At 58.3% G+C, this 25,734-nt stretch carries 21 protein-coding genes; 13 read left to right on the top strand and 8 right to left on the bottom strand.

Going from position 1 to position 25,734, the window contains the following annotated elements; all coding sequences use genetic code 11:
• Positions 1-6 precede the first annotated feature (6 nt).
• From IVA75_RS27505 to IVA75_RS27480, 6 genes are read left to right on the top strand one after another with little or no spacing between them, the layout of a single operon-like run.
• Entirely contained in the window at positions 7-837 is an 831-nt protein-coding gene (locus IVA75_RS27505) for a carbohydrate ABC transporter permease (RefSeq protein ID WP_247285570.1), read from the top strand.
• A complete protein-coding gene (locus IVA75_RS27500; RefSeq protein WP_247285571.1) occupies positions 834-1,775 on the top strand; it encodes a ribokinase in 942 nt (313 codons plus the stop codon). Before IVA75_RS27505 ends, IVA75_RS27500 begins: the two co-directional genes overlap by 4 nt.
• Positions 1,772-2,542: an SDR family oxidoreductase gene (locus IVA75_RS27495; RefSeq protein ID WP_026233437.1), complete on the top strand. Its 771-nt coding sequence runs from the start codon at positions 1,772-1,774 to the stop codon at positions 2,540-2,542. The genes IVA75_RS27500 and IVA75_RS27495 overlap by 4 nt, the downstream gene beginning before the upstream one ends.
• On the top strand, positions 2,535-3,362 hold the full coding sequence (locus IVA75_RS27490) for an HAD-IIA family hydrolase (protein WP_247285572.1): 828 nt from the start codon (positions 2,535-2,537) through the stop codon (positions 3,360-3,362). Before IVA75_RS27495 ends, IVA75_RS27490 begins: the two co-directional genes overlap by 8 nt.
• On the top strand, positions 3,362-4,474 hold the full coding sequence (gene ugpC, locus IVA75_RS27485) for a sn-glycerol-3-phosphate ABC transporter ATP-binding protein UgpC (RefSeq protein WP_247285573.1): 1,113 nt from the start codon (positions 3,362-3,364) through the stop codon (positions 4,472-4,474). The genes IVA75_RS27490 and ugpC overlap by 1 nt, the downstream gene beginning before the upstream one ends.
• Before the next feature lie 33 nt (positions 4,475-4,507).
• On the top strand, positions 4,508-6,283 hold the full coding sequence (locus IVA75_RS27480) for a phosphoenolpyruvate hydrolase family protein (RefSeq protein ID WP_247285574.1): 1,776 nt from the start codon (positions 4,508-4,510) through the stop codon (positions 6,281-6,283).
• On the opposite strand, the gene IVA75_RS27475 is transcribed toward IVA75_RS27480, so the two are convergent.
• Entirely contained in the window at positions 6,258-6,932 is a 675-nt protein-coding gene (locus IVA75_RS27475; protein WP_247285575.1) for a hypothetical protein, read from the bottom strand. The two genes, IVA75_RS27480 and IVA75_RS27475, sit on opposite strands and share 26 nt — an antisense overlap.
• 1,099 nt (positions 6,933-8,031) lie before the next feature.
• Here IVA75_RS27475 and IVA75_RS27470 point away from each other — a divergent pair.
• From IVA75_RS27470 to IVA75_RS27460, 3 genes are all read left to right on the top strand, one after another.
• The gene (locus IVA75_RS27470) at positions 8,032-9,183 is read left to right on the top strand and encodes a glycoside hydrolase family 88 protein (protein WP_247285576.1); all 1,152 of its coding nucleotides are present in this window, start codon (positions 8,032-8,034) and stop codon (positions 9,181-9,183) included.
• Positions 9,184-9,193: 10 nt separating this feature from the next.
• Complete coding sequence (gene araD1, locus IVA75_RS27465) at positions 9,194-10,186, top strand: AraD1 family protein (protein WP_247285577.1); 993 nt, start codon at positions 9,194-9,196, stop codon at positions 10,184-10,186.
• A 226-nt stretch (positions 10,187-10,412) separates the two neighbouring features.
• Complete coding sequence (locus tag IVA75_RS27460; RefSeq protein WP_247285578.1) at positions 10,413-11,765, top strand: PLP-dependent aminotransferase family protein; 1,353 nt, start codon at positions 10,413-10,415, stop codon at positions 11,763-11,765.
• Positions 11,766-11,823: 58 nt separating this feature from the next.
• Here the strand turns inward: IVA75_RS27460 and IVA75_RS27455 are convergent, their stop codons facing one another.
• Positions 11,824-13,269 (bottom strand): aldehyde dehydrogenase family protein, encoded by a 1,446-nt coding sequence (locus tag IVA75_RS27455; RefSeq protein WP_247285579.1) that lies wholly within the window; start codon positions 13,267-13,269, stop codon positions 11,824-11,826.
• Between the two features lie 263 nt (positions 13,270-13,532).
• On the opposite strand from IVA75_RS27455, the gene IVA75_RS27450 reads away from it, so the two are divergent.
• From IVA75_RS27450 to IVA75_RS27440, 3 genes are all read left to right on the top strand, one after another.
• Complete coding sequence (locus IVA75_RS27450; protein WP_247285581.1) at positions 13,533-14,744, top strand: CoA transferase; 1,212 nt, start codon at positions 13,533-13,535, stop codon at positions 14,742-14,744.
• A 74-nt stretch (positions 14,745-14,818) separates the two neighbouring features.
• Complete coding sequence (locus IVA75_RS27445; protein ID WP_247285583.1) at positions 14,819-15,598, top strand: enoyl-CoA hydratase-related protein; 780 nt, start codon at positions 14,819-14,821, stop codon at positions 15,596-15,598.
• A 1,246-nt stretch (positions 15,599-16,844) separates the two neighbouring features.
• Positions 16,845-18,170, top strand: a complete 1,326-nt coding sequence (locus tag IVA75_RS27440) for an MFS transporter (RefSeq protein WP_247285585.1) — start codon at positions 16,845-16,847, stop codon at positions 18,168-18,170.
• Positions 18,171-18,671: 501 nt separating this feature from the next.
• On the opposite strand, the gene IVA75_RS27435 is transcribed toward IVA75_RS27440, so the two are convergent.
• The 6 genes from IVA75_RS27435 to IVA75_RS27410 all read right to left on the bottom strand — a co-directional run bounded on the left by IVA75_RS27435 (position 18,672) and on the right by IVA75_RS27410 (position 24,488).
• Positions 18,672-19,907, bottom strand: a complete 1,236-nt coding sequence (locus IVA75_RS27435) for an FAD-dependent oxidoreductase (protein ID WP_247285587.1) — start codon at positions 19,905-19,907, stop codon at positions 18,672-18,674.
• Entirely contained in the window at positions 19,904-20,779 is an 876-nt protein-coding gene (locus IVA75_RS27430; protein ID WP_247285589.1) for a sugar phosphate isomerase/epimerase, read from the bottom strand. Before IVA75_RS27430 ends, IVA75_RS27435 begins: the two co-directional genes overlap by 4 nt.
• Positions 20,780-20,807: 28 nt before the next feature.
• The gene (locus IVA75_RS27425) at positions 20,808-21,128 is read right to left on the bottom strand and encodes a Rieske 2Fe-2S domain-containing protein (RefSeq protein WP_247285591.1); all 321 of its coding nucleotides are present in this window, start codon (positions 21,126-21,128) and stop codon (positions 20,808-20,810) included.
• A gap of 152 nt (positions 21,129-21,280) precedes the next feature.
• Positions 21,281-22,276, bottom strand: a complete 996-nt coding sequence (locus IVA75_RS27420; protein WP_247285593.1) for a sterol desaturase family protein — start codon at positions 22,274-22,276, stop codon at positions 21,281-21,283.
• A gap of 109 nt (positions 22,277-22,385) precedes the next feature.
• Positions 22,386-23,216 (bottom strand): 3-methyl-2-oxobutanoate hydroxymethyltransferase, encoded by an 831-nt coding sequence (locus tag IVA75_RS27415; protein WP_247285612.1) that lies wholly within the window; start codon positions 23,214-23,216, stop codon positions 22,386-22,388.
• A 336-nt stretch (positions 23,217-23,552) separates the two neighbouring features.
• Positions 23,553-24,488 (bottom strand): ribokinase, encoded by a 936-nt coding sequence (locus IVA75_RS27410; RefSeq protein ID WP_247285595.1) that lies wholly within the window; start codon positions 24,486-24,488, stop codon positions 23,553-23,555.
• 246 nt (positions 24,489-24,734) lie between these two features.
• Here IVA75_RS27410 and IVA75_RS27405 point away from each other — a divergent pair, with 246 nt between their 5' ends.
• A complete protein-coding gene (locus IVA75_RS27405) occupies positions 24,735-25,622 on the top strand; it encodes an AraC family transcriptional regulator (RefSeq protein WP_247285597.1) in 888 nt (295 codons plus the stop codon).
• Positions 25,623-25,734 lie beyond the last annotated feature (112 nt).

The following is a 25,734-nucleotide window of genomic DNA, read 5'->3' as shown; positions in this document are numbered from 1 at the left end:
GTCAATTTGATCCTGAACCTGCTCGTCGGCATTTGCGCATTGATCCTCGCCTTCCCGCTTGTCTGGATCGTGATGATGTCGCTCAAGCAGCAGGCAGAGGTCATGACCTGGCCGCCGACCTTCTTGTTCTCGCCGACATTGGAAAACTTTCGCGTCTTGTTTGACGTCGCCCAAGCCGGAGCAACCAGCTACGGCACTATCAAGATCGATTTCCTGACCCCGATCACGAACAGCGTCGTCATAGCGCTTGGCTCTGTCTTCGTGTCCCTGCTCGTGGGGGTCCCTGCCGGCTACGTGCTGGCAAGGCGGGACATTCCCCTCAAAGAAGACATTGCCTTCTTCATTCTGGGCTTCCGCTTTGCCCCGGTCCTACTGGTCGTCATCCCCCTGTTCAGCGTTTTCCAGACGATTGGCCTGTATGACACCTATATCGGCATGATCTGGGTCTACCAGGTCTTCACACTGCCGATGATCGTTTGGCTGAGCCGCTCCTATATCGAAGATATCCCAAAGGACATCGAAGAGGCGGCTGCCATGGATGGCGCCAAGCCGGTCAGGGTCGTGTTGCACATCGTGCTGCCGCTTTTGAAGCCCGGTCTGATTGGGGCCTCTCTGCTCATCTTCCTGCTCGCGTGGCACAATTTTGCGCTCGGCCTGATCCTCTCTTCGACCAGGGCGCCGGTAACCGTCGCTCTGCTCAAGCTGCTAAACCCGGGCGTGCAATTCTATCCCGTCATGGCGGCAGGATTGGTCGTGACGATGATCATTCCCGTGATCCTGATCGTCATCGGCCAGCGCCACCTGGAGCGTGGCCTTACCTTTGGTGCTGTAAAATGAGTGCCAGGCCGTTGATGTTCTTCGGAACGACAAACCTCGATCTCTGCTTCAATGTCGAGCGGCTGCCAACGCCAGGTGAAAGCCTGATGGGAACGCTGACCCGTCACCCTGGAGGGAAAGGCGCCAATCAGGCTGTGGCCGCGGCTCGGCTTGGCTTGAGACCGCACTTTTACACGCGCCTTGGCGATGATGATGCGGGTCATTGGCTCCTGCAGTCCCTGACAGAGGCCGGCGTTTGCGCCGACGCGATCAAAATCGCGCCGGGCGAAGTCTCCGGCTCCGCTCTGGTCATGGTCGGTGACGACGGCACTAACATGATTGTCATAGATCCCGGCGCCAACCTAAACGTCACGCCGCAGATGATTGAGAACGCCGCGGAATTCATTCAGCACAATGCGATCGTGGTCGCCGAAATGGGTATGCCGGTCGGAGCGCTCAACAGGCTCTTCGAGCTGAAGCGGGACAAGGGCTTCGAGCTGATCTTCAATCCGGCGCCAGTGAGGTCCGGGCTTCCGTCGACAGCGTGGAGCTGTGTCGATTTCGTCACACCGAACCAGACAGAGGCTTTTGAGCTGACAGGTATCGAGGTCGACGACTTTGAAGGTGCCGCCCACGCTGCGTCCAAGCTTCTTGATCTCGGGCCAGGTGCCGCGCTGATCACCCTCGGGGCACAGGGCGCCTATTATGCTGATAAGACCCGCTCTTTTGCCCTGCGAGCCTTTCCCGTGAGAGCGGTCGATACTACCGCCGCAGGCGATGCCTTCAACGGAGCATTCGCCGCATCACTGGCCGAACGGCTGCCCTTGAGAGAAGCAGTTAGGAAAGCGCTGGCGGTAGCCGCGCTCTGTGTGACTAGACGCGGCGCGCAAACCTCCATGCCGAGCGCCGAGACCGTTGACGAGTTTCTGAAATCCCAAACGATCCTGGAGTTGGAATGACCGAACAGTTCTCAGTTTCAAACAGAACGGTGCTCGTGACCGGTGCCGGGGGCGGCATCGGGTCTGCCATCGTGAATGCGTTTCGATCTGGTGGAGCGAATGTCCTTGCCACCGATGCCAACCTGGAAACTCTCAGGAGCACTCTGGCAAGCCTGCCCCATGGCAACGGCGTACTGCCGATGGCGATGGATGTCGCAAGTGAGGACGATGTTAACAGGGTTCTGGACGCGGTCGCCAAGCACTTTGGCCGGCTCGATGTGCTGGTTAACAATGCGGGCGTCAAATCTGCCCAACCGCTCCTGAATGGCGACGCGGACAAAATCGAGCGGACCATCCAGATCAACTCGGTCGCGGTCCTGCGTTGCTCAAAGCTCGCGATCGAGCGCTTCATGAAGGACAAAGGGGGCCGGATCGTCAATATCGGATCCTCGCTATCGTCCCAAGGTGCAGTCTTTAACTACCAGGCGGGCGGCGCCGACTATTGTTTGTCGAAAGCAATTGTTCACGACCTCACCAAGCTGCTCGCCTATGAATGTGCCCCACACAAGATCAATGTGAATGCCATTGCGCCCGGGATCATCGATACACCGATGCATGGGCGCCCGCGCGAGGAAACCGAGGCACGTCACGGGGGCCGTATCCCGCTCGGACGGGTCGGCGTGCCGGAGGATATCGCAGGTCTTGCTGTTTTTCTTGCAAGTCCTGCAGCTTCCTACATGACCGGGCAGATCGTACACGTGAATGGCGGGATGCTGATGAATGGCTAGTGTCGCTTCTCCCCCCATTTGGCCGCCAGTGGACGGTATCATTTCGGATCTCGACGGCGTCGTCTACCGCGGCAACGCGGCTATCGTCGATTCCGTGGAGGCATTTGGACGGTGGCAGGCGGCCGGATTGCCCATCTGCTTCGTGACGAACAACTCGACGCACACGCCAGCGGATGTCGTCAGCAAACTGGCAGGCCTTGGGCTTGTTATTGCGCCGAAGGACGTGGTCACCAGCGCCATCACCGCCGCCGAGCTCATCCGCGCTACATACCCGGAGTTTGGGCGTATATTCGTCATCGGCGCGCCATCCCTTACGAAAGCCATGACAGACGCGGGGCTCGAGGTGACGGATCGAAAGCCCGACGCCGTGGTCATGGGGCTCGATCGACAAATTACGCATGAGAAGCTGCGGATTGCGGTCGACGCGATCCTAAATGGAGCAGCCTTTATTGGCACCAACCCCGACCTCCTGTTGCCGACGGCAGGTGGGTTCGAGCCCGGGGCAGGAGCTACGATCGCGGCCGTGGCTGCTGCCACGAAAGTGGAGCCTTTGATCGTTGGTAAGCCGGAGCCGCATATGATCGAGACTGCACTTTCCCGCCTGGGCACGGTACGCAGCGCCACCTTGATGATCGGAGACCAGATTCAAACTGATATTCAGGCTGGCAAGAGAGCAGGGCTTCCGACCGTGCTGGTCACGACCGGCGTGCCGCCCCGAGATGATCCCTCACTGGTATCGCCCGATTTCATCGTGTCCAGCCTGTCTGAGGTTGGGACAGCCCGAGCCACCATTGGAAGCCAGCGACCGAGGAGAGCGTGATGGCCGATGTTCGCCTGGAAGGTATCAATAAGGCCTATGGGACGATCCAAATCCTGCGGAATGTCGACCTGATCATTGAACATGGCGAATTCGTCGTGTTCGTTGGACCATCGGGTTCAGGCAAGTCGACACTGCTCCGAATGATCGGAGGGCTCGAGCGTATCAGCGGCGGGCGGCTCTTGATCGACAATGAAGTCGTCAATGACGTTGATGCCGCCGACCGAAACATCGGCATGGTGTTTCAGAGCTACGCACTCTATCCGCACATGACCGTGCGCGAGAACCTTGCCTTCCCCCTGCGTATGGCCAAAGTTCCGAAGGCCGGGATTGAGGCCAGGGTCACCGAGACTGCATCACTCTTGCAGATCGATCATCTGCTGGGACGTAAGCCTCGGCAACTTTCAGGCGGACAAAGGCAACGCGTAGCTATTGGGCGTGCCATTGTACGCGAACCCAAAGTGTTCCTGTTCGACGAGCCGCTGTCGAATCTCGATACTGAGTTGCGGGTGCAGATGCGGGTGCAGATTGCCAAGTTACACAAGCAGCTTGGCAACACCATGATCTACGTGACCCACGATCAGGTTGAGGCAATGACAATGGCCGACAAGATCGTCGTACTCAAGGACGGCAATATCGAGCAAGTGGGCAGTCCGCACGACCTCTATCACAATCCGGCATCTCGCTTTGTCGCCGGGTTCATCGGATCGCCTAAGATGAATTTTCTCAGCGGCCACATCGAATCAGCGCACGCGACGGGCATGGGCGTCAAGCTCGATGCAGGCGCGACAATCCTCGTTCCCGTCCAGCCGAACCAGTCGCTTGTCGGCAAGCCGATCACGGTCGGAATTCGCCCCGATGATTTCTCTCCATCCGCGGCGGAGAAGACCGATATCGGGATCGAGATCGACGTCGATTTCGTCGAGCATCTTGGCAGCGTCACCTACATCTACGGCAATGCTGGCAGAGAATCGATGGTTGCCAAGGCACCGAACGCGGCGGCGCCCAGTAGGTCGGGCAAGGTTCGTCTTGCGGCTTCGCCGGCGGACTGCCACCTCTTCATGATGAACGGAAATGCGCTGCGACGGTTGCATGCGCCGGCAAATTGGAGCTAGCCTTCCGACCTGCCCTGCAGGAGGCGGGACGGCATGCACACGCGGGTGGACCAGGTCAAGGGCGGCGGGATCAGGCGGTTCTTCCGGAACTCTCGTTCTTTTGTACTCGGGGCGGGGATCGGATCAGGCATGGCCGCCAGAGCTGCCGAGCGGGCGGGCGCGGATTTCGTGCTTGCGCTCAATGCTGGCCGGTTTCGCGCAATGGGTGGCTCTTCACCTGCCTCAATTCTTCCGATCCGCAACAGCAACGAATTCGTGGCTGGCTTCGGTCGGACCGAGATCCTGCCTTCAACGAAATTGCCAGTCTTTTTCGGGGCCTGTACCTTCGATCCAAAGCTCGACATCGACCGCTTTCTCGAGCGCATCATCAGCTGGGGCTTTTCCGGAGTCACCAACTTTCCTTCCGTGATCCACATCGATGACTACAGAAGATCTCTGCTGGAAAAGTCCGGCCTTGGCTACGAGCGGGAAATCGAACTCCTGGTCAAAGCTGCACAACACGGCCTGATGGCAATCGGCTATACGCGCACCCAGCCCGAGGCAAGGCGCATGGTCGAAGCCGGCGTCGAGGCCATCTGCATCAATTTCAACCTCAACCGGCCGATCGAAAGCGGATGCGACCCCACGATCAGCCTGTCCGAGCTCGCCGCGCGCACAAGCGCTGTTGCTCGCGTCGCTCAATCCATCGACAGGAACACGATCTGCCTGATGGGGGGCGGGCCAATTACGAAGCCTGACGAACTCCTCGATATCTGCCGCGAAACAGGTGTTCAGGGCTTCATCGGCGGCTCGTCGCTCGACCGCGTCCCGTTGGAAATGTCGGTCCTTGAGGTGACTTCAGGCTTCAAGACCATTCACTTGTTGCGGGAGAAGGTCGATCTTCTCGAGCGTCAGCTCCAACTGAGCGGATTCAGGCACGGTGTGATCGCGCAATCCTCAATCATGAAGCGCGTGCTCGAGACCGCAAGGCGCTTGGCAGGCCATCCTAGTCCTGTGCTGGTGTGGGGCGAGGCGGGGTCAGGAAAGCGACGAATAGCCAGTCTGGTCCACGCCTTCAGCGACAAGAAACTGACCAAGCCTGCGCTGTTTCAATGTCGGCCCGGCCCAGCCATCGATACGGTCGGCGTCCTGTTCGGCGCCGGGCAGACTGAGACCAGGCGACGCCAAGTGTCGCTCCTGGAAACCGCAACGGATTCTACGATCCTGCTCATGCATGTCGATCAATTGTCGCGGGACGGGCAAGAGCGTCTTGCCGACTATCTGGAAACCGGCAGTTTCACGCCGCTGAATAGCGTAGCACTGGCACGTTCCTCTGCACGGATCATTGCAACTGCAACCGTTGCTCGCGGGGGGGCTCTTAACGCTGTACTATGCCCTCGGCTTGTTGCGCTATTTGCCGGGCTGGATATTGGGTTACCCCCGCTGCCCGATCGTCTCGAGGACCTTCCGCAACTTGTTCAGCATTTCACGGTGGAGGCTAAAGGAGATTCGAATGCCCAGACGCTCGGTATAGAACATTCTGCGTTCTTGGCGCTCGCAGGCCACAACTGGCCGGGCAATTTGAGAGAATTACGCCAGATCGTGAATCAGCTGGTGACGTTGCAACAAACGCACATTACGGCTGATGTCCTGAGGCCACTCTTGACGGCGTCATCACCTCTGAAGCCGACAAGCGCGTTCTCCGAACGCGAGTGGATCATCGAGGGCTTGAAACGAAACAAGCTGCATCGAGGGAAGACTGCCCGGTATCTGGGGCTTTCAAGAAAAACTCTGTACAACAAGATCAAGGGGCTGAGGATCTTGGAGTAGCAGTTGCCCTCTTGTTTTTGCCCACCGGCCGCCTTGAAGCTGTCACGTCCAAGAGCGCGAACTTCGGGATCGACGACCCCTGTTGGTCAAGCCTGGCCAATTCCATCTCGTCGCAAATCCTCAGCGCGAGAGCCGTTTCCGGCAAGTAGACAATGCCATGGAGATGCGGACCAAGTCGTCTCTCTGCCGATATCATCGCAGCATCATCGGCAGCGGCGAACAAGATCTTAAACCCCAGGCTAGCAAACCATTCCATGCGCCGAAGTTCGAGCTCCTGGCCGGAATCGACCGGTTCGCCAGCCGCAGATCGCTCAATCATGGACGCTGGTGGGAAATTTACTACTCCGCTGACCCCAGCTTTTTTCAACGCTTCGGCAACGTCCTCCCAACACGCGAACGGATCGATCATCATGATGGCCGCGTACGTGTGGGCGCGCTTTATCTCGGAAACGTTTTGCAAGCCGCGCAGCAGACAGTCATTCCAATCGATAATGGGCAAGGTAGCCATCACGAGTATGGAGCCCTTCGGAAGGCTGCGCAAAGATGGTGCGTAGATTTCCAACGACGCACCTTTACGGCCGACGGGCAGAAGACTGGCAAGTTTCCCGACGCCTGTCACTTTCAACGCATTATACCCGATTTTACTCATCGTATCATTCGCCGATCTTACACGTGATTTGAACCCGGTCTACATGTGAGCGCACGCCGGATCCGCTGGCAGACCGGGCTTGTCTGCTTCCTCCCTCGACTTAAGCCGCTGTTGGAGAAGTCCAGCAGCGGCCTCTTTTTCAGGTTCCGGGCCAGTGAGGGCATGCGATGCCACCCATTCCGTCAGAAGCTTTCCGAGCAGGCGTGCTTTTTTGAACTGCGGGGGACCATCTTCGAAGCACTCGCAGGAGTGTGGCTCCATCCGGTCCTTCCGCGGACATACTAATCAGATTGCAGGTAAAAGCAGGTCGGCATTCTGCGTACGACACCCGAAAAGTCTGTACGGCGCGGCGATCTCCTCCTAGTCGAAGTCCTCGATCCCGGACACAACTAGGACGGCGATGGAGAAGCACGCAGACTTTCTTGGTGCTCAAGATAGAACTTGTTCATCTTGGCTATGACCTGCGGAATGTTCGTCTCGAACGATCTACTAACGATCTACTGAAGCTGGTCTCTCATGTCGGCCGAGGCGCTCGCAGGCTCGACGCACCTGCAGGTCTTCGTTCCAATGCTCGTTGATATCTGCTCAGCCTCCACGCGCGTCAGTCTCGGAAGGGTGATCTTCGGCATGTCCGGCCTCCTCTTAGGCACGACAGAGGGTTGTACCAATTGTAGAGCTCTTGCCGGGTGGCGCCGCCCGATCTTCGTACATTCCGACCGCGAAGCGTCCGGCCAGATCGTAGCCGAAACTTGTTGGGCGTTGCGTTAGCCTTGTGAGGACGAATTCGCGCGGCTCCTGCAGGGGAACGTTCGCAGTATTCGAGGCCGATGCCCGTTGCGACTCGGACCGATAGCCGGTCGCGAGTGGCCATGTGAGCGCTGTTCAGGACAGCGATCGAGACCGTCGCACCAATCGTGACCCGACGAGCAATTTGGCAAGCCAGTGCGGGCTAGTCGGGCGACGATAAGAGGGCAATGCCCCAATGTCAACCAAGAGAGCGGAACCAATCCGCAATTGATGTATCTCAATAATCATGCAAACCTTGCCATGTGTATGGAGTGGCCACAGAGGCGCCCGATAACGGCAACAAGGACGTGAGATGACTAGGAACTGGGATGAAGCGATCGAGCGCATCAAAGATCGCATTCGTTCGACAGCGCAGCAGGTGGGCGATGGTTTCCCGCATTGGGCTGATCCAAATACCGGAATCTGGAAAACGACAGCTCATGGTGATTGGACCGGCGGCTACTGGCTCGGAATGTTGTGGCTTGCGTCGCGAGACGAGGAAGGCGAGCGCTGCAAGCATTTGGCTGACGAAGTCTGTAAGCGTCTCGTATCCCGCGTAAATGCCGACACAGCCTTCAAGGCTGCGACGTTCTACTACGGTGCGGGCCTGGGGGCGCTGCTCGGAGGAAGCAAGTCAGCGCGAGAGTTGGGTCTCGCGGCGGCAAGAGACATCAAACATCGATTCGACCCCAAGCTGGGTTTGGTGCCGCTCGGAGCGAATGCCGAAGAAGGATCACATGTTGGAGCGACCGCAAGCAGCATCGATAGCCTGGTCGTATCTCTGCTGCTCTTTTGGGCTGCAAGGGAGTCGAACGACAGCCAAATGCTGGACGTCGCCGCCAAACATACAGCCCGGGTTCTCTCAATCCATCAACGAGAAGATGGTGCCTTCGTTCAATCCTCTTCCCTAGACGTGCAGAGTGGCGAAGTGCTTCAACGCTATACGCACAAGGGATACAGCGAAAGCAGCGTTTGGGCGAGGGCGCAGGCATGGGGCGTGCTGGGTGCGACCATCAGTTGCCTCTCGGGAGGCATCGACGAGCGCTTCCTTGCTGCCGCAGTCAAGGGTGCGGATTGGTGGATTGATCACGTGCCAGCCGATGGCATTTCTTACTGGGACTTCAACGATCCTGCGGCCCCGAATACTGAACGAGACACAGCCGCGAGCGCCTTCATGGCGTCTACTCTGTTCAAGCTGAGTTCGGTCGCGCCCTGTGAAGGCAAGCGTCAAAAATACAAAGATGCTGCGGAAAAGACGGCCGCCGCTCTCGTCGATGGCTATCTCACCCCGTTGGGAGACGATGACAAGAGACCCGTCGGCATGTTGGTCGAGGGCTGCTTCAACAAACGGGAAGATTCTCGGCCCGAGGACTACGTCAAAAATGCCGAGCTTATCTTCGGTAGCTATTATTTGTTTGAGGCGCTGCTGATGCTCAGCGGTCGCCTGCAGCCCTCTGAGGTGTAAGGAACGCGAGATGCGACTAGTTCAATTTGTGACGCCGGAAGGCCGTCGGCAGGTGGGCGCCATTCTCAATGATGGTGCCCAGCCGGTGGTCGTTAAAGATGCGACGAGCGTCCGCGAGCTTGCGCTGGAAGCCGCGCGCTCGGATGCGTCCTTGGAACAACTTATTTCGGCACGGGGGGGTGAGGGAGAAGTCGATTATGACGAAATTGTTGCCGAGAAGAGGTTGCTTCTGCCGCTCGATCATGCGGAGCCGTCCCGCTGCACCATTTCCGTGACGGGCCTAACGCATCTCGGAAGCGCCGAATCTCGAGATGCCATGCACGCAAAATTAGCAGCAGATGATCTCTCCGACTCGATGCGCATGTTCAAACTCGGTCTTGAAGGTGGCAAGCCGGATCATGGAAGCATCGGGGTGCAGCCCGAGTGGGCATACAAGGGGGATGGTTCGTGGGCGGTGCCTCCCGAGCATCCGCTTAGTTTGCCGGCGTGGGCCGAAGATGGCGGCGATGAAGCAGAGGTCGTGGGCCTCTACGTCATCGGCGACCAAGGGGAGGTCCTGCGTGTGGGCTTCAGCCTCGGCAACGAGTACTCGGATCACGTGATGGAGCAGCAGAACTATCTCTATCTCGCCCATTCAAAATTGCGCGAGTGCTCTTACGGTCCCGAAGCCTTGCTCGGCGAGCTCCCGAGTGACGTAACGGGTACCGTGCGCGTATCGCGGGCCGGTTCAACGATCTGGTCTGACAAATTCATTTCCGGCGAAGACAACATGTCACATACCATCCGCAACCTTGAACATCACCACTTCAAGTATCGCGGTTTCCGTCGGCCGGGTGATGTTCACGTGCATTTCTTCGGCGCGAGCGTTTTGAGCTTCGCCGCCGGGGTCAGGCCGCGCAGCGGTGACGTTTTCGAGGTGGAATCGAAAGCGTTTGGCCGACCATTGCGCAACCCACTTATCGCGGACGAAAAGACGGAGCTCCTTTCAGTCAAGGTACTTTAGGTTTCACAATCGAGGCAGGTCTACCTAAGTGACGCTTGGGTCCTTCATGGAGCGAGTGACCGTGCGGCGAGGCGGCGGCTACTGACCTCTCCTGTATCCGGAGCGCTCCGCCGTCTTTCGACACGTCGGAAATCTGTTGAAAATCAGCGGCTTCTCGCCCAAATTCATGATTGCGAGCTCGGCCTCGGGAGTTGAAGGTCAAGGTCCTCTAAGATAAGCGGTTGAAATGCAAAAATGGTATCCCGAACTGCGCCCCGGCAAGGCACCCGCTTTTCTCCGTTTACTCGAGGCTATTGAAAAGGACGTTTCGTCCGGGTCGCTTGCTGTCGGGGCGAAACTCCCGACTCAGCGTGACTTGGCGGAGCGCCTCGGTCTCAGCGTCGGCACGGTGATCAAGGCCTACGCAGAGGGGCAACGCAGAAGCCTGCTCGTTGGCCACGTTGGCCGAGGGACGTTTGTTGCAGAACAGCGCCAGAGCGTCCAGTCTCGCGGGCGGGTGATCGACCTGAGCTTGAACATACCAGGCCCCTCGCGGTTGCCGAAAGTGCTCGCAGATAGCAGGTGGACGTTCCCCAGTGACATCTCCGATTATGTCGGCTACCTCTCTCAGTCCGGGGTGATGGATCATCGTAGCCAGTTCGCCAGGCTGTTGCGCGATACCGGCTTCGATACCGGACCTGACAATCTCGTCGTCACGAATGGGGCGCAACACGGGTTCTCGTTGACACTGAGCGCCATTTGTCAGCCGGGTGACAAGGTATTCGTCGAGGCCGCCACTTACCACGGCATGAAATCGTACGCTCATTTCGCCAAGCTTGAGCTGGTCGGGCTTCCAATGGATAGCGAAGGCCTCGTTCCGGAAGCGTTCGACAGAGCGGCGGCTTCGGGCAATGCGCGAGTGCTGTTCACGATGCCCACGGTCCAGAGTTCCACGGCCACAATCATGGGAGCCGCTCGCCGCCAGGAGATTGTGCGAATTGCACGCAAGCACGACATCCTAATCATCGAGGACGATGCCTACGGCTTCTTGGACCAGGCCAGCATTCCTCTCGCCTCGCTGGCTCCGGAGCGGACGTTCTACGTCAATACGCTGTCGAAATGCCTGGCGCCCGGCCTACGCCTGGGCATGCTCGTCGTGCCCGAACAGTATATACCCCGTATCCATCAGGCCATGCGGGCGACCGTTTGGATGGCGTCTCCCATCTCCTCCATGATCGCCTCCGAGTGGATCGAGAACGGCCTTGCCGCCAAGGTGCGTCAGTCGTTGGCACAAGAAGCGAAGAACCGCGTCAAACTCGCTTCACAGATCCTACGGCCGCATGTTAGGCCCAACCATCCACCGAGCTTTCACGTCTGGCTGGATTTGCCGAGTGGCGCCGTCGAGCATGTTGCCGCCAGAGCATTGCAACGTGGAGTGATCACCACGCCGTCTTCCGCTCTGCTTGTCGATCCGTCGCTGATCTCGGGATTGCGAATCTCGATCGGCGTGCCGGATCGTATCGAGGATCTCGAGTGGGCCTTGCGGCAATTGGCCGGATCGTTAGAGCCCACCAACGAAGCTGACATGTCCATCATCTGAAACCAGAATGCGCCGAGCGCATTCTGGTTGTGCTGTCTCTTCCGGAAGTGGCACCTGGTCAGATGTTGCCGCCGAAGGAATAGGACGTCTTGACTGTCGTGTAGAACTCGGCGGCATATCTGCCCTGTTCGCGCGGTCCGTAGGACGAACCCTTACGGCCGCCGAACGGAACGTGGTAGTCCACCCCCGCGGTTGGCAGGTTGACCATGATCATCCCCGCTTGAGCATTGCGTTTGAAGTGACTCGCGTACTTCAGACTCGAAGTGCAGATCCCAGCCGACAGTCCGAACGGGGTATCGTTTGCGATCTCCAGGGCATTTTCATAGTTACGAGCACGGATCACCGTTGCAACGGGTCCGAATATTTCCTCTCGTGCGATCCGCATTCGATTGTCGACTTCCGCGAAGAGGGCAGGAAATAAATAGAAGCCCGGCATATCTCGACTAAGCAGTTCGCCGCCAGCCACGAGCTTGGCGCCTTCATCCTGGCCTAGACGAATATAGCTGAGATCTTGATGGAGCTGACGCTGATCTACCACCGGGCCAATGTGGGTTCCGGCTCTGCAGGCGTCGTCCACTACAAGGGATTTCATACGTTCTGCCATTGCCGCAACGAAATCGTCGTGGACGCCATCTGTCACGATAAAGCGGGAGGAGGCAGTGCAACGCTGGCCCGTCGAGAAGAAGGCGCTGTTCACTGCACATTCGATGGCGACGTTGAGGTCGGCGTCGTCCAGAACGACCATCGGATTTTTCCCGCCCATCTCAAGCTGAACCTTTTTCATCGGATGAGCCGTCGTACAACTTTGCGCGATGTGTTCCCCCGTGGAGGTCGAGCCGGTGAATGAAATCGCGGCAATTTTGATATTCTTCAGCATGGCCTCACCAACGACGGAGCCGCGGCCCATGACGAGGTTGAACACACCTGGCGGAATACCTGCGCGCGAGATGATCTCCGTTAACGCGTGCGCCGATCCTGGCACCAGCTCTGCTGGCTTGAATACGACCGTGTTCCCGCACGCGAGAGCAGGAGCAATCTTCCAGGCAGGGATCGCGACGGGAAAATTCCAGGGCGTGATGAGCCCCACAACGCCCACGGGTTCTCGCGTAATCTCGACGTCCACCCCAGCGCGAACGGACGGCAGCTTCTCGCCTGGGAGACGCAGACATTCACCCGCGAAGAACTGGAAGATCTGTCCTGCACGCGTGACCTCGCCAATCCCCTCTGGAAGGGTCTTACCCTCTTCGCGGGAGAGAAGCCGCCCAAGTTCCTCCTTCCGTGAAAGGATCTCGGCGGCGATCGCATTGAGGCAATCGTGCCGGGTCTGGATGGTTGAATGGGACCAGGCTCGGAAAGCGTCGAATGCCGCGTCAATCGCTCGCTCCACATCGGCTGCCGAAGCTTGCGCAAATTCCCCGACCACGTCGGACGTGTTCGAAGGGTTCACGTTCGGCACTGCGTTTGACGCAGCAAGCCATTCCCCGGCGATGTAATTCAAAGTCATCGATGTCCATCCAAATTAGGTTTGTCGTAAAATGCCATGCGGGCGCGATGGCGAATTCATCATCGCTCTACGCGTCAGCGGCGTTGGTACCGGAATTCCCGGGGGACATTGCTCGACCGCGCCGCAATCCAATTTCACATATATTGGGATATATCAATGCCACATTGGGCTAGCATATGATTTGACCTGTTTAGAGTTGTGCTGTAGCTTTCGTGTGTCGGCTTGTGGCCAACCAAAATCAGATCCATCAGAGAGGTCGCCAAGTGATCGCTGAACCCGCAGACAACGCGCTCGCCCCCAAAGCCGGCGCCCTCAACGGAATTGTCGTGCTGGAAGTGGGAATGGTGATGCAGGTCCCTCTTGCCGGCCAAGTCTTGGGCGATCTCGGCGCGGACGTCATCAAGGTCGAAAGACCCCAGGGCGACATCACCCGTGGGCTCGATTTCGAGGCGACTCGGGTTGGAGGAATGAGCTCCTACTATGCAGCCATGGGACGCAATAAGCGTACACTCGCCTTGGATCTCAAGAATCCAGTCGCCAAGGAAATCCTGCTTCAGCTGGTCGATAAGGCCGACGTGCTCATGCATAACTTCCGACCGGGCGTGATGGAGCGACTAGGCCTCGGATTCCCCGAACTGAGCGCGCGCAATCCTCGGTTGGTCTATGCCGCTGGGTTCGGCTTCGGTGAAAGCGGGCCTCTGGCGAGCCGGCCCGGCCAGGATATGTTGGCGCAGGCTTTCAGCGGGCTTGCTCGCGGCGGGCTTGAAGAGCATCAGCCGCCTCACTTGACCAATTCGCCTATCGTTGACTACGGCGCTGCAATGTCGCTTGTACAAGGTGTTCTCGCCGCCCTTATTGAACGTCAAACCTCCGGGCTCGGCCAAGTCGTCTCGACCTGTCTGTACGATGTTGCACTCGCCATGCAACTCTGTGAAATTGCGAGCGAGAGCATTTACGGAACGAAGACGAACTGGATCAGTCAGTCGATCTTCTTCAAAACTAAAGACGGCTGGGTCTCGGTGGTTATGCTGTTCCGTGACAATCCGCTTGGGCTGATGTGCCAAGCGCTCGGTCTGCCCGACATCAGCACGCGACCTGAGCTGTCAACCCGCGAAGGTCAGGTTGCGAACCTTTCGACCGTTCAGGAATATTGCGCGGAGGCGATAGCCTCACTCACGACCGAGGCGGTCGTGCAGCGACTGTCTGAGGTGGATCTCCTTTGCACGGCCGTCAATGAGATCGCGGACGCCGTCAGTCAGGCCCAAACTGCGCACAATGGCATCATGTGGCAAGTAGATGTACCCGGGCGCGGAACCGTTCCGTTGGCCGGTCTTCCGATTAGCCTGTCGCGTACCCCGCCAGGCATCCGGATCCACCCAGCACCGATCGGTGCTGCCACCGACGAGGTGTTGTCCTCATTCGGATTCTCAGTCGACGCCATTGCCGAGGCCCGCAATAGAAGGGCGTTCGGCTAGCCGCCGTGACCTTCGTTCGCGGCTAGCGCGAAGAAGCGCCATAAATTCCAAGCCAAACCTTCACGGATCATCCTTTGACCACATCAGACCTCGTCATCGCGTCCACGCCGTCCCCACATGTTCGGCTGTTGAGCATGAATAGACATGCGAAACGAAACGCTCTGAGCAATGAACTCATCGCACATATTGCCCAAGCCTGCCGCACTGCCGTTTCCGACGAGGATGTACGTTGCATCGTGCTCACAGGAGGTGACGCCTTCTTTTGTGCGGGCGCGGACATCAAGGAAATGCAGCAGCGCGGGTTCGAAGCCATCAACAACCCTATCAGGCGGAATAATTGGAGAGATATTACGACCTGCGTGAAGCCCATCATTGCAGCCGTTGAAGGTGTATGTTTCGGCGGCGGGAACGAACTGGCCATGCTCGCCGACATCGTGGTGGCGGGCGAGAATGCACAGTTTGGGCAGCCAGAAATCAATATAGGCGTGATCCCTGGCGACGGCGGCACTCAACGATTGACCCGCGTAGCAGGAAAATCATTGGCAATGTTGATGGTTCTGGGCGGTCAGCCAATTTCTGCTCAGGCCGCGCTGCGTGCCGGGCTCATCGCGGACATCGTCCCCACCGGCACGGCGAGCGCGCGAGCGCTCGAGATCGCAGGCCTCATTGCGCAGAAGCCGCCGCGCTCCGTCGAACTCGCCAAATCAGCGGTGCTCGCCGCATATCAGACGCCTCTGGATGCGGGTGTGGAATTCGAACGACAGGCAATTCGGGTGGCCTTCACGACTTCGGACCAGCAAGAGGGGATGGATGCCTTCTTTGAAAAGCGCCCGCCCAGATATCGGGGAGAATGAGATATTTGACGCAAGGGCCTTTGCATTCCGTCGTTCGTGCGGAACGGCTCCACCGGAACGAGGCATAAGGCGGCGGTCTTCACCAATCGAAATGCCAATACCTGGCCAGGCTCCCCTCTCGGCTTGAGAGTAAGGGAGCCGTTCGCAGTATCAGGGTCGCGATGTAACCGTGCCCAGTGGCTGAGTTCCTAAAATGGCGATGTGCGGCGCCACGGCGACTGACTCGTGCGCACTGTTAGTGATGCGCACCTTCGTCGCACCTCGCAAAAACGCGCAAAGCGCAAACCTCCTTCGCCGTATGACAAGGCCGCGCGGCAATCTACTGCAGCATTACCGACACCTTGGATGACGGCGGCCCAGCCGTTTGCCTTCCAGTATGCTCCGTCAAGGTGGTTAGGATGGGAGTACAGCGACATGTCCGCGAACGCGATCACCTCCTCGTACGCGAGAGACCCATGGACGGGGACCGGGTGTTCCGACTCAGCCCATCGTAGCGCCGCTGTTCGTTGCCTTTCCTTTTCGAGCACTTGAATTCTTGGTGTTGTCAGTTGCGCCGGATGTTGAGAGAGGCGGGCGCTGATCGCTCCTGCAGATCCGGAGTTCAGGGCCATTTTTCGTCGAGGCGGTCGGCATTTCCGGCCCCGCAATGTAACCAAGCGCGCGCATTGAGCTAGTGCACTCTGGCTCGAAAAATAGAGCATCTTGGGCGCGATTATGCTGCGTTTATCGCGATTCTGCCGACGTTCCTTAACTTCACCACGAGTTCTCGCGATCTCGACGCGCTATTCACTAGCCCAATCCGGTATTGCCGTGCTGCAAGATTGACATTGGGCTATCCGCGTGTTGTGCTGCTCGCGTGAGAACTGGGGCAAGTACGACCGGCGTTGAAAAATAGCGACCGTGAGCGAGACGCTCTTTTCGCCCGCGGATGATGCCGCCAACTCACGGCGTCATCGCCATAGAAAGACGAACGCGACGCGCAAAGCGCGGGTGCAACAGGAGGGAACGGTGAAATGAGCCAGACGCTCGCATATGCAGGCTGCTTGCAATATCAAAACGAAACGGCTCAGGGACGTCATCTCCGCGCACCTCTGTCTTCTTGCCTGAGTTCGCCGCGCACAGCGCGGAGGTGCTCGCTTGTATTCCGCATCGGCGCCACTGAAGCCGACGAACGGCGATGACCTCTCGCCTCGCACTCCTGCGCCCATCATCCATGACGAATTGATTAAAGGAGCGGAAGCAAACCATGCAATTGACAGCACACCCGGTACGCGACGTCGTTGAGATTGAAAAGTCCGTCGCGACGAGGTCAATGACTCTGGGCCTCGGCGGAGGCGTCGCCCTCGAATTCTACGACTGGCAGCTCTATGGCTTCATGGCGGCATTCCTGTCGCCGCACTTCTTTCCAGCCACTGACCCTGTCGTCTCGCTGCTCGCGGGACTGGCAGTATTCGGAGCAGGGTTTGCCGCACGGCCTTTAGGGGCGGCGCTGCTCGGCCCCATCGCAGATCGCATCAGCCACAAAGCCGTCATGCTGATCGCTGTTTCCGCTATGGCGCTATCGTCGCTGATGATCGCAGTGCTGCCAGGCTACAAGGATCTCGGCATCACTGCCACCATCGTGCTGGTTTCCCTCCGACTGGTGCAAGGCCTCGCCGTAGGCGCCGAAGCGGGCGTTGCCAATGCGATCGCGATCGAATTGGCACCGGCAGGTCAGGAGGGACGATACCTCGGACTGATCAATGGCACATTCATCATGGTGGGCTCGATCGGAGCCAGCTTGGTTGCCTTCCTGGTCAGCGGCGCCGTGTCCCCTGAAGTCATGCGCGATTGGGCTTGGCGCGTTCCGTTTGGAGTCGGAGGTGTTCTAGGCTTGCTCATCATCTATCTTCGGCAAACCCTTCCAGAAACCCTAATCGCTCGCGCTATGCATCGGGTCGACGAGGACTCGCGCATCCAACAAACGACTGGCGGAGTGTGGAAAGCGCTTTGGAAGGCAAGGCTGTCGCTTTTCGCCGCGATTCTGGTTGTTGGCGGCGTGCAGATCGCTAATTACACGTACAATTTCGGTTTGCCTAACATTGCCAACGGCGTATTCAAGGAAAACAGCACTTATGTGTATGGCATCGTGACGGTCATGGGCGCGATTTGGATGGTGTTCTCGCCGACAATCGGTGCCTTTGCGGATAAAGTGAAACCGTCGCGGGCGTTCGTGATGATGCGCCTGCTGCTAATCCCGTCGTTCTTTCTATCCCTGCTCTATGCCGAGAAGAGCATTCTGACCTTCTCAATCGTTATGTTGGTGGGCGGAACTCTGGTCGGCTGCAATATGGCGCTCTATAACTTTATTGCCACAACGTTGATGCCCAGAAATATTCGGACAACCGGCGTCGCGCTCGGGTACGCTATTGGCGCAACGATATTCGGCGGTACCACACCATTCCTGCTGCTGTGGCTCCAACGCTCTAATCTGTCCTGGGTGTTTCCATTCTATGGCACGGCCGTCGCGTTGCTTAGCATCATAGTTTATCTGATCGCGAAAAAACGAGGCGGCGTCTACGTCGGGGATTAGGCACGGCGGGGCTTCGTCTCCTACTTCTGGCTACCCCAGCGTGAACGATCCACATCACGAAGGGCCCCGCATTCTGACGGGCCCTTCTCATTCAGACCGATTGCAACACGGAGATTTGGCCTGCTCTGGATCGAGGATCATCCGCAGATTATAGACGTTTGTGATCGATAGTCGCAGTCTTAGACGAGGCCCTCGGCGGGCACTCCGGGCAGGTTTTCGGTCCTCGTATCTAGGACCATTCGATCGTGGCCGCGGCGCCCCCCCGAAGTCGGCCGGGGATGGATCCTGGCGCGACGTCGAGCGCAAGCTGATTGGCGCAGGGAGCGCAGCGATCAGCATCCAGCCGTTCTAGCCCGCGCTCGTATAGCTCCAGCGTCATTGAGGACCAGGCCAGCCGCGTAGCGCGCCCGAGCGGCGAGCAGCATCAGCATCGGATTAACGCCAGTTCTCCGGCTGCAATCAGGATCGGCGCTGAGGCGGTCTCGGATACTGAATTCTATTCTAACCCATTAGTTTCTTCATGTTCATCTCGGGGCTTGCGAGCGCGTCTGCTGGAGGTCTAAGCCGCCTCGCGATCATGATTTCGGCGGCACGCATTTCTCTCGCTACGACGCCTAGGCTCCCGAATCCGCATGCGGCCACCAGGCGTCCATCTGCTGCGAGGTAAAACAAGATCTGGGCCCTCGCACCGAAGTCTCTGATTATGGGAGTTCCTCCTTCCGGAACGAGGCCCACGATTTGCAGTGTCTCGTCGTATTGATCTGACCAAAACCAAGGAACGTCCTCGTAAGGACGGTTCTCGCCCAACATGTTCGCCGCCGCCACCGCACCTTGCCGCTGGGCGTTACGCCAGGCCTCCAGCCTGATTCGCCTTTCATAGAGGCGGTGAGGAAACGAACAGCAGTCACCCGCCGCGAAAACGTGCGGATCTGAAGTCGCGAGCGTCTCGTCCAGAGCGATACCGTCCTCGATTGCTAGTCCCGCCGCTTGCGCAAGGCCGACATTCGGCGTCGCGCCGACCCCAACGATCACGAGATCGGCGTCACGCGAGCGACCCTCGGCCATTACCACTTTGGAACGGCCTTCGCTCCTATCGATGCGTTCGACGATCGCGGCTATCTCGATGCGCACGCCAGAACGTTCGTGCTTGGCTTTGATCAACTCGGCCATAGAAGCTGGCACTGCCCGCGTAAGTAGCCGCGGTCCTGCCTCGAGTACGGTCACCGAAGCACCTCTCGAGACGGCGCTCGCGGCAACCTCAAGCCCGATGAAGCCGCCTCCGATCACGATCACGTCGCATCCTTGACCAATGACATGGCGGATGCGCGTGGCGTCCTCGTACGTCCGTAGTGTCGCCACCTCGGCTCCTTCGGCGATCGGAACGCTCAGTTTCCGAGGTCGGCCTCCCGTGGCCAGTAGGAGACGGTGATACGCTATCGCTGAGCTGTTTGAGAGCGTAACCATGTTGGTCACGCGATCAATTGAGACCGCTTCGGTTCCCTGAAGATACTCTATTTCCAACTCGGCAAGGCGTTGTGACGTCACAATCAGCTTGGGTCCAGGGTTGATTTTGTCGAGCAGGAGCGCCTTGGATAGAGGCGGGCGCTCATACGGCAGTATAGATTCGTTGCCTACTAAGACCAGTCTGCCCCGCCATCCACGTTCGCGCAGGGCGATGGCGGCGGCTGTGCCGGCTTCGCCCGCGCCGACAATCACTATTGTGGATTTTGCACTCAAGTGGCCACCCGATCGCCAGTTGAAGGCGGCGCATCGTTTGCCACACTCTCGAACACGTTGCGCACCAGGGATTTGAGTAAGAGAGCTTCCTTCCAGCGATCTGTGCTGTCGTTGCCTTGTCGGTCGGTAATTGCATAAGGCTGCGGACCAAGTTCGCAGACGAAAGCGAGACGAGCATCCGCACCAGCGCGCCTTTGCCAGCTCTTGAATCCATACTTCCACCAACAGAGAAACAGATCCAACCAGATTTTGTGCTGAGGGAACGTGATCTCAATTTGTATCTGCTCGCGCGATGCAACGCGGCCATGAAATGCCCAGGTGCGGTCGAGCACCTGCCGCACCTGCGCTTCGTCTTCGTCCGAGATCGGATACCAAAACTCGCGGCCCAATAGGACGTGCGAGAGATCAGCAAGCATGCGCATCTCGGGAACCTGATCCATCAACTCGAGTGTAAACAGGAGATCTGTCGTCATCCTATTGCGATGCGTCTCGAAGTAGATCGGCATGTTCGCATCTTGCGCCACCCTGATCCAGCCTTCCAGCAGCGGGACACAGTCGGCGACACGGCGCGGGCGAATGTCAGGCTGGACGTCGAGATGCACGACGTCGAGGCGCCGAGCAAGGTCAATAGCAGCTTTCAGGTGATCGATCGTCTGCGGGAAGCACATACCCTCGACTGCAAGTCCCGAGCCGGCTAGGGCACGTGCAATCAGGGCGACGCGCGCAGGATCAGTGCACGAGGTGCTAATGCCGTCGAACCCGGCTTCTTGGATCATCGCTATGTTCTGATCGATGGAACGTTCGACCCCGTCGGGCTGGCGCCGTTCCATCGCCCAAAGGGACTGTAGTATAAGCAAGCTCTGCTTCGACATTGTCCTGCATTCCGCCCTTTGGCTCCAATTAGAGCTTGATGAAGACGGTGTCGTTCTCGACCTTCACCTCGTAACTGCGCAAGTCGACGCATGCGGGCAAAGCACGCGACTCGCCCGTTCGGTAATCGAAGGTCCCGAAGTGCTTGGGACACTCAATGATTCCGCCGTCGACGATGCCATCCGCTAGATGGACTTTCTCGTGGGAGCAATGGCCATCGATCGCGAAGTAGTCTCCCTCGGGAGAGCAAACAACTACAAACGTGCGGCTACCATGATCGAAGCGAAGGGTCTCTTCGGGCATCAATGCATTGGTAGCACAGGCGGCAACCCATTCTCCTTGGCTAGTCATTCCGTATCCCTCTGAATCTAAATCGCAACAATTGCACCGATGCCTTGGCAAATCCGCGACCCGCGCAAATGTCCTTGGCAGGCGGACGGGAGGCTCCCGCGCCTGCGCAGTGCTCGTAAGAAGAGCCGGACGGACATTCCGCAACATCAGAGCTAACTGCCGCGCGCCCACTTCTTGGCCTTTATGCGTTTGTACATCCTCTCGTCCGCTTCCGGAGAACCGTCGTGAGCTGTGCCGAACCACTCGTCGAGCGGGATGCGACGCTCACCGTAGTTCACTTCGAAATACTTGTGGTGGAGGTAGTGATAGAAGTTGTCTGTGTTGACGGCCTTCGCATCGTCTACGACCACCCGGTCGAAACCGGTGTGAGACTTCGCGGCGGACAACCCTGCGTGCATGAGCTGAAACATTGCATGCACCGGGTGGGAGGGCACGACGAAATGGATCAGCACGCCGGAAAAATAGGCGATGTGTTCAAGGGGAGACATTGACAAGCCCGACCACGGCCCCGGGTTTACGTTCTTGTGGTGTACTATGTGTACCAAGTGGTACAGCGGCCCGATATGAATGAGCCGGTGAATCAGATAGAAGTGCAACTCGCGCCAGACCGGCATCACCAAGACGAGGATGGCGCAGTACACCGGGTGCTGTCCGAAATCGACGTACGGCAGATAGCTGTTAGCGTAGAGCCACCAGGTGGCCGCCTCGTATGCGGTCCATACTGGCACCGCGCTACACATGGTCCAAAACACGTTCTCAGCCGTCTGGCTTCCGAACATAAAGGCCGTATTGTCGGTGTCGGGCCACTTTGCATTATACTTGAAGTTGGTTTCCTGGCGCCGTTGGATATAGAGGATGAAGTGAAAGCTGCCATAGACTAGGAGCGTTAGCCCAGCGTTGCGCAGCAGAATGAGCAAAATCCAGTCAGCGCGGAATTCCCGCATTGTATCAAGCGCGGGTGTCAGATAGATCCACGATACAAGCGAGATCACGAAATAGAGGGTATTCCAGGGCAAGAAGTACCCCGGCAACCAACGAATAACTTTCTTCGGTTGCACTGGCCAGACAAAAATCGGCGCGCGTTCGGGCCTCTTGTTCGGTGTCCAATTCCCGCGTTTGTCGCGCGCCCCGTATAAGATGTCATCCATATTTGCTACTCCATCAACGTTTTGAAGAGAGAGGCTCGCCTACGCGGCCAGATCCTCAGGCGCCGAGACATCATCGCGGTTATCGCCCGCACGAGACTCAGATCAAAACTCAAAAGCCCTCTTGCTTCAGCCTTGACATAAACGCGGCGAATTCGTCGTCGTCGATAATCGAGGTTTCCTGCGGCCCCGGAAACGCATTCGCACTGACGTCAGCGCGAAATGCACTGAGGGCTTTCACACGCTCTTCCTTGACACGCTCTTGCAGCGCTTGCAGGTTCCCATAGGTCCGGGCGTGCCGGGGCCGCCGGCCTTCGCCACCACATATGTCCTCGGTGAAGAGAAAGATCACGTCGGCATCAGGTCCGGAGCCGAGCGAAACCGTCACCAGTCCGGTTCGCCGACGGATCTCTGCCATGACTCTGGCGGGGATAACCTCGCATTCGACTGCAAAAGCGCCGGCCTCTTCGAGGCGGCGGAAGCGGTGAAAAAGCGTCAAGGCTTCATCGGCATTCTTGCCGAAAGCGCGAAGCTTTCCGACCCAGGTCGATTTCCTTGGAACGAGTCCCAGGTGACCCACGACCGGGATATCTTCGGCTGCGAGCATAGAGACAGTCGCCATGCCGCGTGCCGTGATCACCGCATCGGCGCCGTCCGTCAGCGCCTTCAATGCGGTGCGTAGGATATCGTCCCGGGTTACGGCATCGGCAAAGCCCAGCGCCGCAGTGACGAAAAGCCGTTTCGAACCCTTGCGCACGGCCTCCACGTTACGGGCGCGGGCAACCAGCATCTGGACACCAGCTTCCTCCGCAGCTGCTGCCTCGTCCGCCGTCTCAGCGGTGACTTGAGTGTAGCGCTTGCCCGAGTCTCGGGCCGCGCACAGATCGGCTACGGTCACCGTGCGCTCAGCTTCGCGCGCGGCCCAATCGTAAATCCGCGGCATCTTGCTCACTAGCTCTCAACGTTTTTGCCAAAGGTCCGGCGCGTCGATTCGGCGCCTGTGAAGGAATTTCGGAGGGTCGCCTCGCCACCTATCAACTGCGTGTCGTCCTGCGGTCGAGTGTTCATGTACAAAGTCGTCAAGCCGCCGGCCATCACTGTGCATATGGTTCGATATGCGGATGCCCTGCAGCGACAGCGAGACCATGCCAAACGGAGTGCGGCGGGTTTCGACACGCTGGCTGACAGCCGATCCTCACCTCGCTATTGCTTCTCTTGACGACGGAGCAGGCCAAGTCGGCATCTGGAAGCATATGGTTCAGGCTCATTCTGATTCCTTTCAAGCCGACGCGAAAATTGTACGATACATTTCTTCGACTGCTCTGCGTGTTGCCATGCCAGGAATGACCCCGAGCTTGGTGCAGACCAGGGCGCCGCAGCAAACCCCGAACCGCGCGGCTTCGATCACATCCCGTCCTTCGGCCAGAGCCACGGCGAAGCCGGAATTAAACGCGTCGCCAGCGCCAGTCGTGTCCACGACGTCGACCTCGGCGGCTGGGATGGCTGTATCGATCGTGTCGGTCACAATGAGCACGCCGCGGTCGCCAAGGGTTACGATCACATTGGCGGCGCCGCGCTTGCGCAGCATCTCCACTAGCTCGCGCGAAGGGCGCGGATCGTCCGGCCGTAGACCGAGCAGAATACGAAGTTCGCTCTCGTTCGGCGTCAGGTAATCGACTAGCGGGAAAATCTCATCAGGAAGCGGCGCGGCGGGAGCTGGATTAAGGACAGTTTTCTTGCCATGTTTTCGGCCCAGCTCCATGGCTCGCATTGCTACCTCGACCGGGGGTTCGAGCACCGCCATGACGACGTCGCTCTCCCGGATGCGGCTCTCGGCGCGATCTACATAAGCCGGATCCATAGCGTTGGTTGCGCCATAGTCCATGATGATGAAGTTCTCACCGCGCTCGTTGAGAATGATGAAGCCCACCGCCGTCGGGCTCTCAGCGATTTGCTTGACATGCGCTGTACCAACGCCCTCGGCCTTGAACAGATCGATTGCGATATCGGCGAACTTGTCGTTGCCGATGATGGCCACCAGCGAGGAGTCCGCCCCCAGCCGCGCGGTCGCAACCGCCTGGTTTGAGCCCTTTCCGCCAGGCCCCATATCGAAACTGCTGCCGAGCATTGTGACGCCGAAGACGGGAATGTTCGGAGCCCGAATGGTAAGTCCCACTGCGAAGCTGCCAACGACGGTGATTTTCGGTTTACCCATCGATTCCTCCCTTGAAGGTGCTTAAAGCTCGCGCTTGTGTGGATTGCCTCCACGATATCGGCATAAGGGAAGTGCGGCGCTCAGCGTGACGGCGCTGTTCGCGGGCGCTGAGTATTGACACCAGCTCCTCCCTAAATACTCGCAGCAGCCGCCCAAGGAGACAAAACGTGCATCCAGAATGGCCCATCGGCGAGTTTGCTTATTAGTCGTTGTGAGCGAGCATAGATGTGCAGCTCGTGCGTAGAAATGGACAAAGCACGCTCTGATTTATATAAAACGCGCATGGTAAAAATACCGCAGCGCACATTTTTCCCTGAGAGCCATCAGTATGTCCTTCCTGATGTCGCCTGGACTCGCTGCGCCTTTACGGTGCTGAGGGCTGGTAAAGTCATCACTGCCCCTGACCATCACATCGCGCGAGATAGCTATCCGGGCCAGGACATTCTCTACTGCACAGCGGGTCGTGGCTTCGTATCGAGCGAGGGAAGGACATTGAGTGTTGGGCGCAATCAGTTGATGTGGATCGCCAACGAGACACCGCATGCGCACTGGCCCGACGAGAGCGATCCCTGGACCGTTCTATGGGTACGGATCGACGGACCAAACTGTGCAGCCATTCGGCGAAAGGTGTTCGGCGGTGGTGCAACCCTCGCAACAATATTGGCGCCGAACAACATCGACCGGTGGTTCGAAGAGCTGTTTGGTGTCTTGCGCGCTCGAGATGATAGCGTCGATATGGCCCTCAATCACCTTGTGGCAGAACTGCTGCACCTCATAGCAGCGCCTTCACCCAGGCACGGTGAGTCTCGTCTTCCAGACCCATTGCGCGCCATCGTCTCAAAGATGCGGCAGGCTCCAGCGCGATCCTGGCATGCCGAGGAACTGGCCTCCGTCACCGGACTTAGTGCCGCGCAAACGCGGCGGCTATTCCAAAGGTATCTACAGATCAGTCCGCGGCGCTGGCTGATCCGAGAGCGCATTTTGATGGCGCAAAAGTTACTTTTGGAAACTGACGCGGGGCTCGATGCTATCGCCGAACGCTGCGGTTTCTGCGACGTCTATCACTTCAGTCGTGAATTTAAGCGCAGCACTGGCACGGCCCCCCATACGTGGCGGCGCGCCGAAGGGAACTGAATCGATACGTCGCAGCCTTCAACGTTTGGCCATTAAATGTTTGGGGCACATCTCCAAGATGAAGTAGCTGGATGTTTCCCTGCGGAAACTAGCTGCTTACTCTGTCAGATCG

It is taken from the genome of Bradyrhizobium sp. 134 (assembly GCF_023074155.1).
Lineage (GTDB): Bacteria > Pseudomonadota > Alphaproteobacteria > Rhizobiales > Xanthobacteraceae > Bradyrhizobium.
The sequence above is the reverse complement of the archived record's forward strand: the minus strand, read 5'-3'. Positions and strand labels throughout refer to the sequence as shown.

What these genes read in the sequence shown, in the direction of transcription:
- IVA75_RS27490 (WP_247285572.1), top strand. Translation starts at nt 2,535, where the DNA reads ATGGCTAGTGTCGCTTCTCCCCCCATTTGGCCGCCAGTGGACGGTATC.
- IVA75_RS27425 (WP_247285591.1), bottom strand. Translation starts at nt 21,128, where the DNA reads ATGACTAGCCAAGGAGAATGGGTTGCCGCCTGTGCTACCAATGCATTG.
- IVA75_RS27500 (WP_247285571.1), top strand. Translation starts at nt 834, where the DNA reads ATGAGTGCCAGGCCGTTGATGTTCTTCGGAACGACAAACCTCGATCTC.
- IVA75_RS27420 (WP_247285593.1), bottom strand. Translation starts at nt 22,276, where the DNA reads ATGGATGACATCTTATACGGGGCGCGCGACAAACGCGGGAATTGGACA.
- IVA75_RS27480 (WP_247285574.1), top strand. Translation starts at nt 4,508, where the DNA reads ATGCACACGCGGGTGGACCAGGTCAAGGGCGGCGGGATCAGGCGGTTC.
- IVA75_RS27475 (WP_247285575.1), bottom strand. Translation starts at nt 6,932, where the DNA reads ATGAGTAAAATCGGGTATAATGCGTTGAAAGTGACAGGCGTCGGGAAA.
- IVA75_RS27415 (WP_247285612.1), bottom strand. Translation starts at nt 23,216, where the DNA reads ATGCCGCGGATTTACGATTGGGCCGCGCGCGAAGCTGAGCGCACGGTG.
- IVA75_RS27455 (WP_247285579.1), bottom strand. Translation starts at nt 13,269, where the DNA reads ATGACTTTGAATTACATCGCCGGGGAATGGCTTGCTGCGTCAAACGCA.
- IVA75_RS27405 (WP_247285597.1), top strand. Translation starts at nt 24,735, where the DNA reads ATGGACAAAGCACGCTCTGATTTATATAAAACGCGCATGGTAAAAATA.
- IVA75_RS27495 (WP_026233437.1), top strand. Translation starts at nt 1,772, where the DNA reads ATGACCGAACAGTTCTCAGTTTCAAACAGAACGGTGCTCGTGACCGGT.
- araD1 (WP_247285577.1), top strand. Translation starts at nt 9,194, where the DNA reads ATGCGACTAGTTCAATTTGTGACGCCGGAAGGCCGTCGGCAGGTGGGC.
- IVA75_RS27440 (WP_247285585.1), top strand. Translation starts at nt 16,845, where the DNA reads ATGCAATTGACAGCACACCCGGTACGCGACGTCGTTGAGATTGAAAAG.
- IVA75_RS27430 (WP_247285589.1), bottom strand. Translation starts at nt 20,779, where the DNA reads ATGTCGAAGCAGAGCTTGCTTATACTACAGTCCCTTTGGGCGATGGAA.
- IVA75_RS27410 (WP_247285595.1), bottom strand. Translation starts at nt 24,488, where the DNA reads ATGGGTAAACCGAAAATCACCGTCGTTGGCAGCTTCGCAGTGGGACTT.
- IVA75_RS27460 (WP_247285578.1), top strand. Translation starts at nt 10,413, where the DNA reads ATGCAAAAATGGTATCCCGAACTGCGCCCCGGCAAGGCACCCGCTTTT.
- ugpC (WP_247285573.1), top strand. Translation starts at nt 3,362, where the DNA reads ATGGCCGATGTTCGCCTGGAAGGTATCAATAAGGCCTATGGGACGATC.
- IVA75_RS27470 (WP_247285576.1), top strand. Translation starts at nt 8,032, where the DNA reads ATGACTAGGAACTGGGATGAAGCGATCGAGCGCATCAAAGATCGCATT.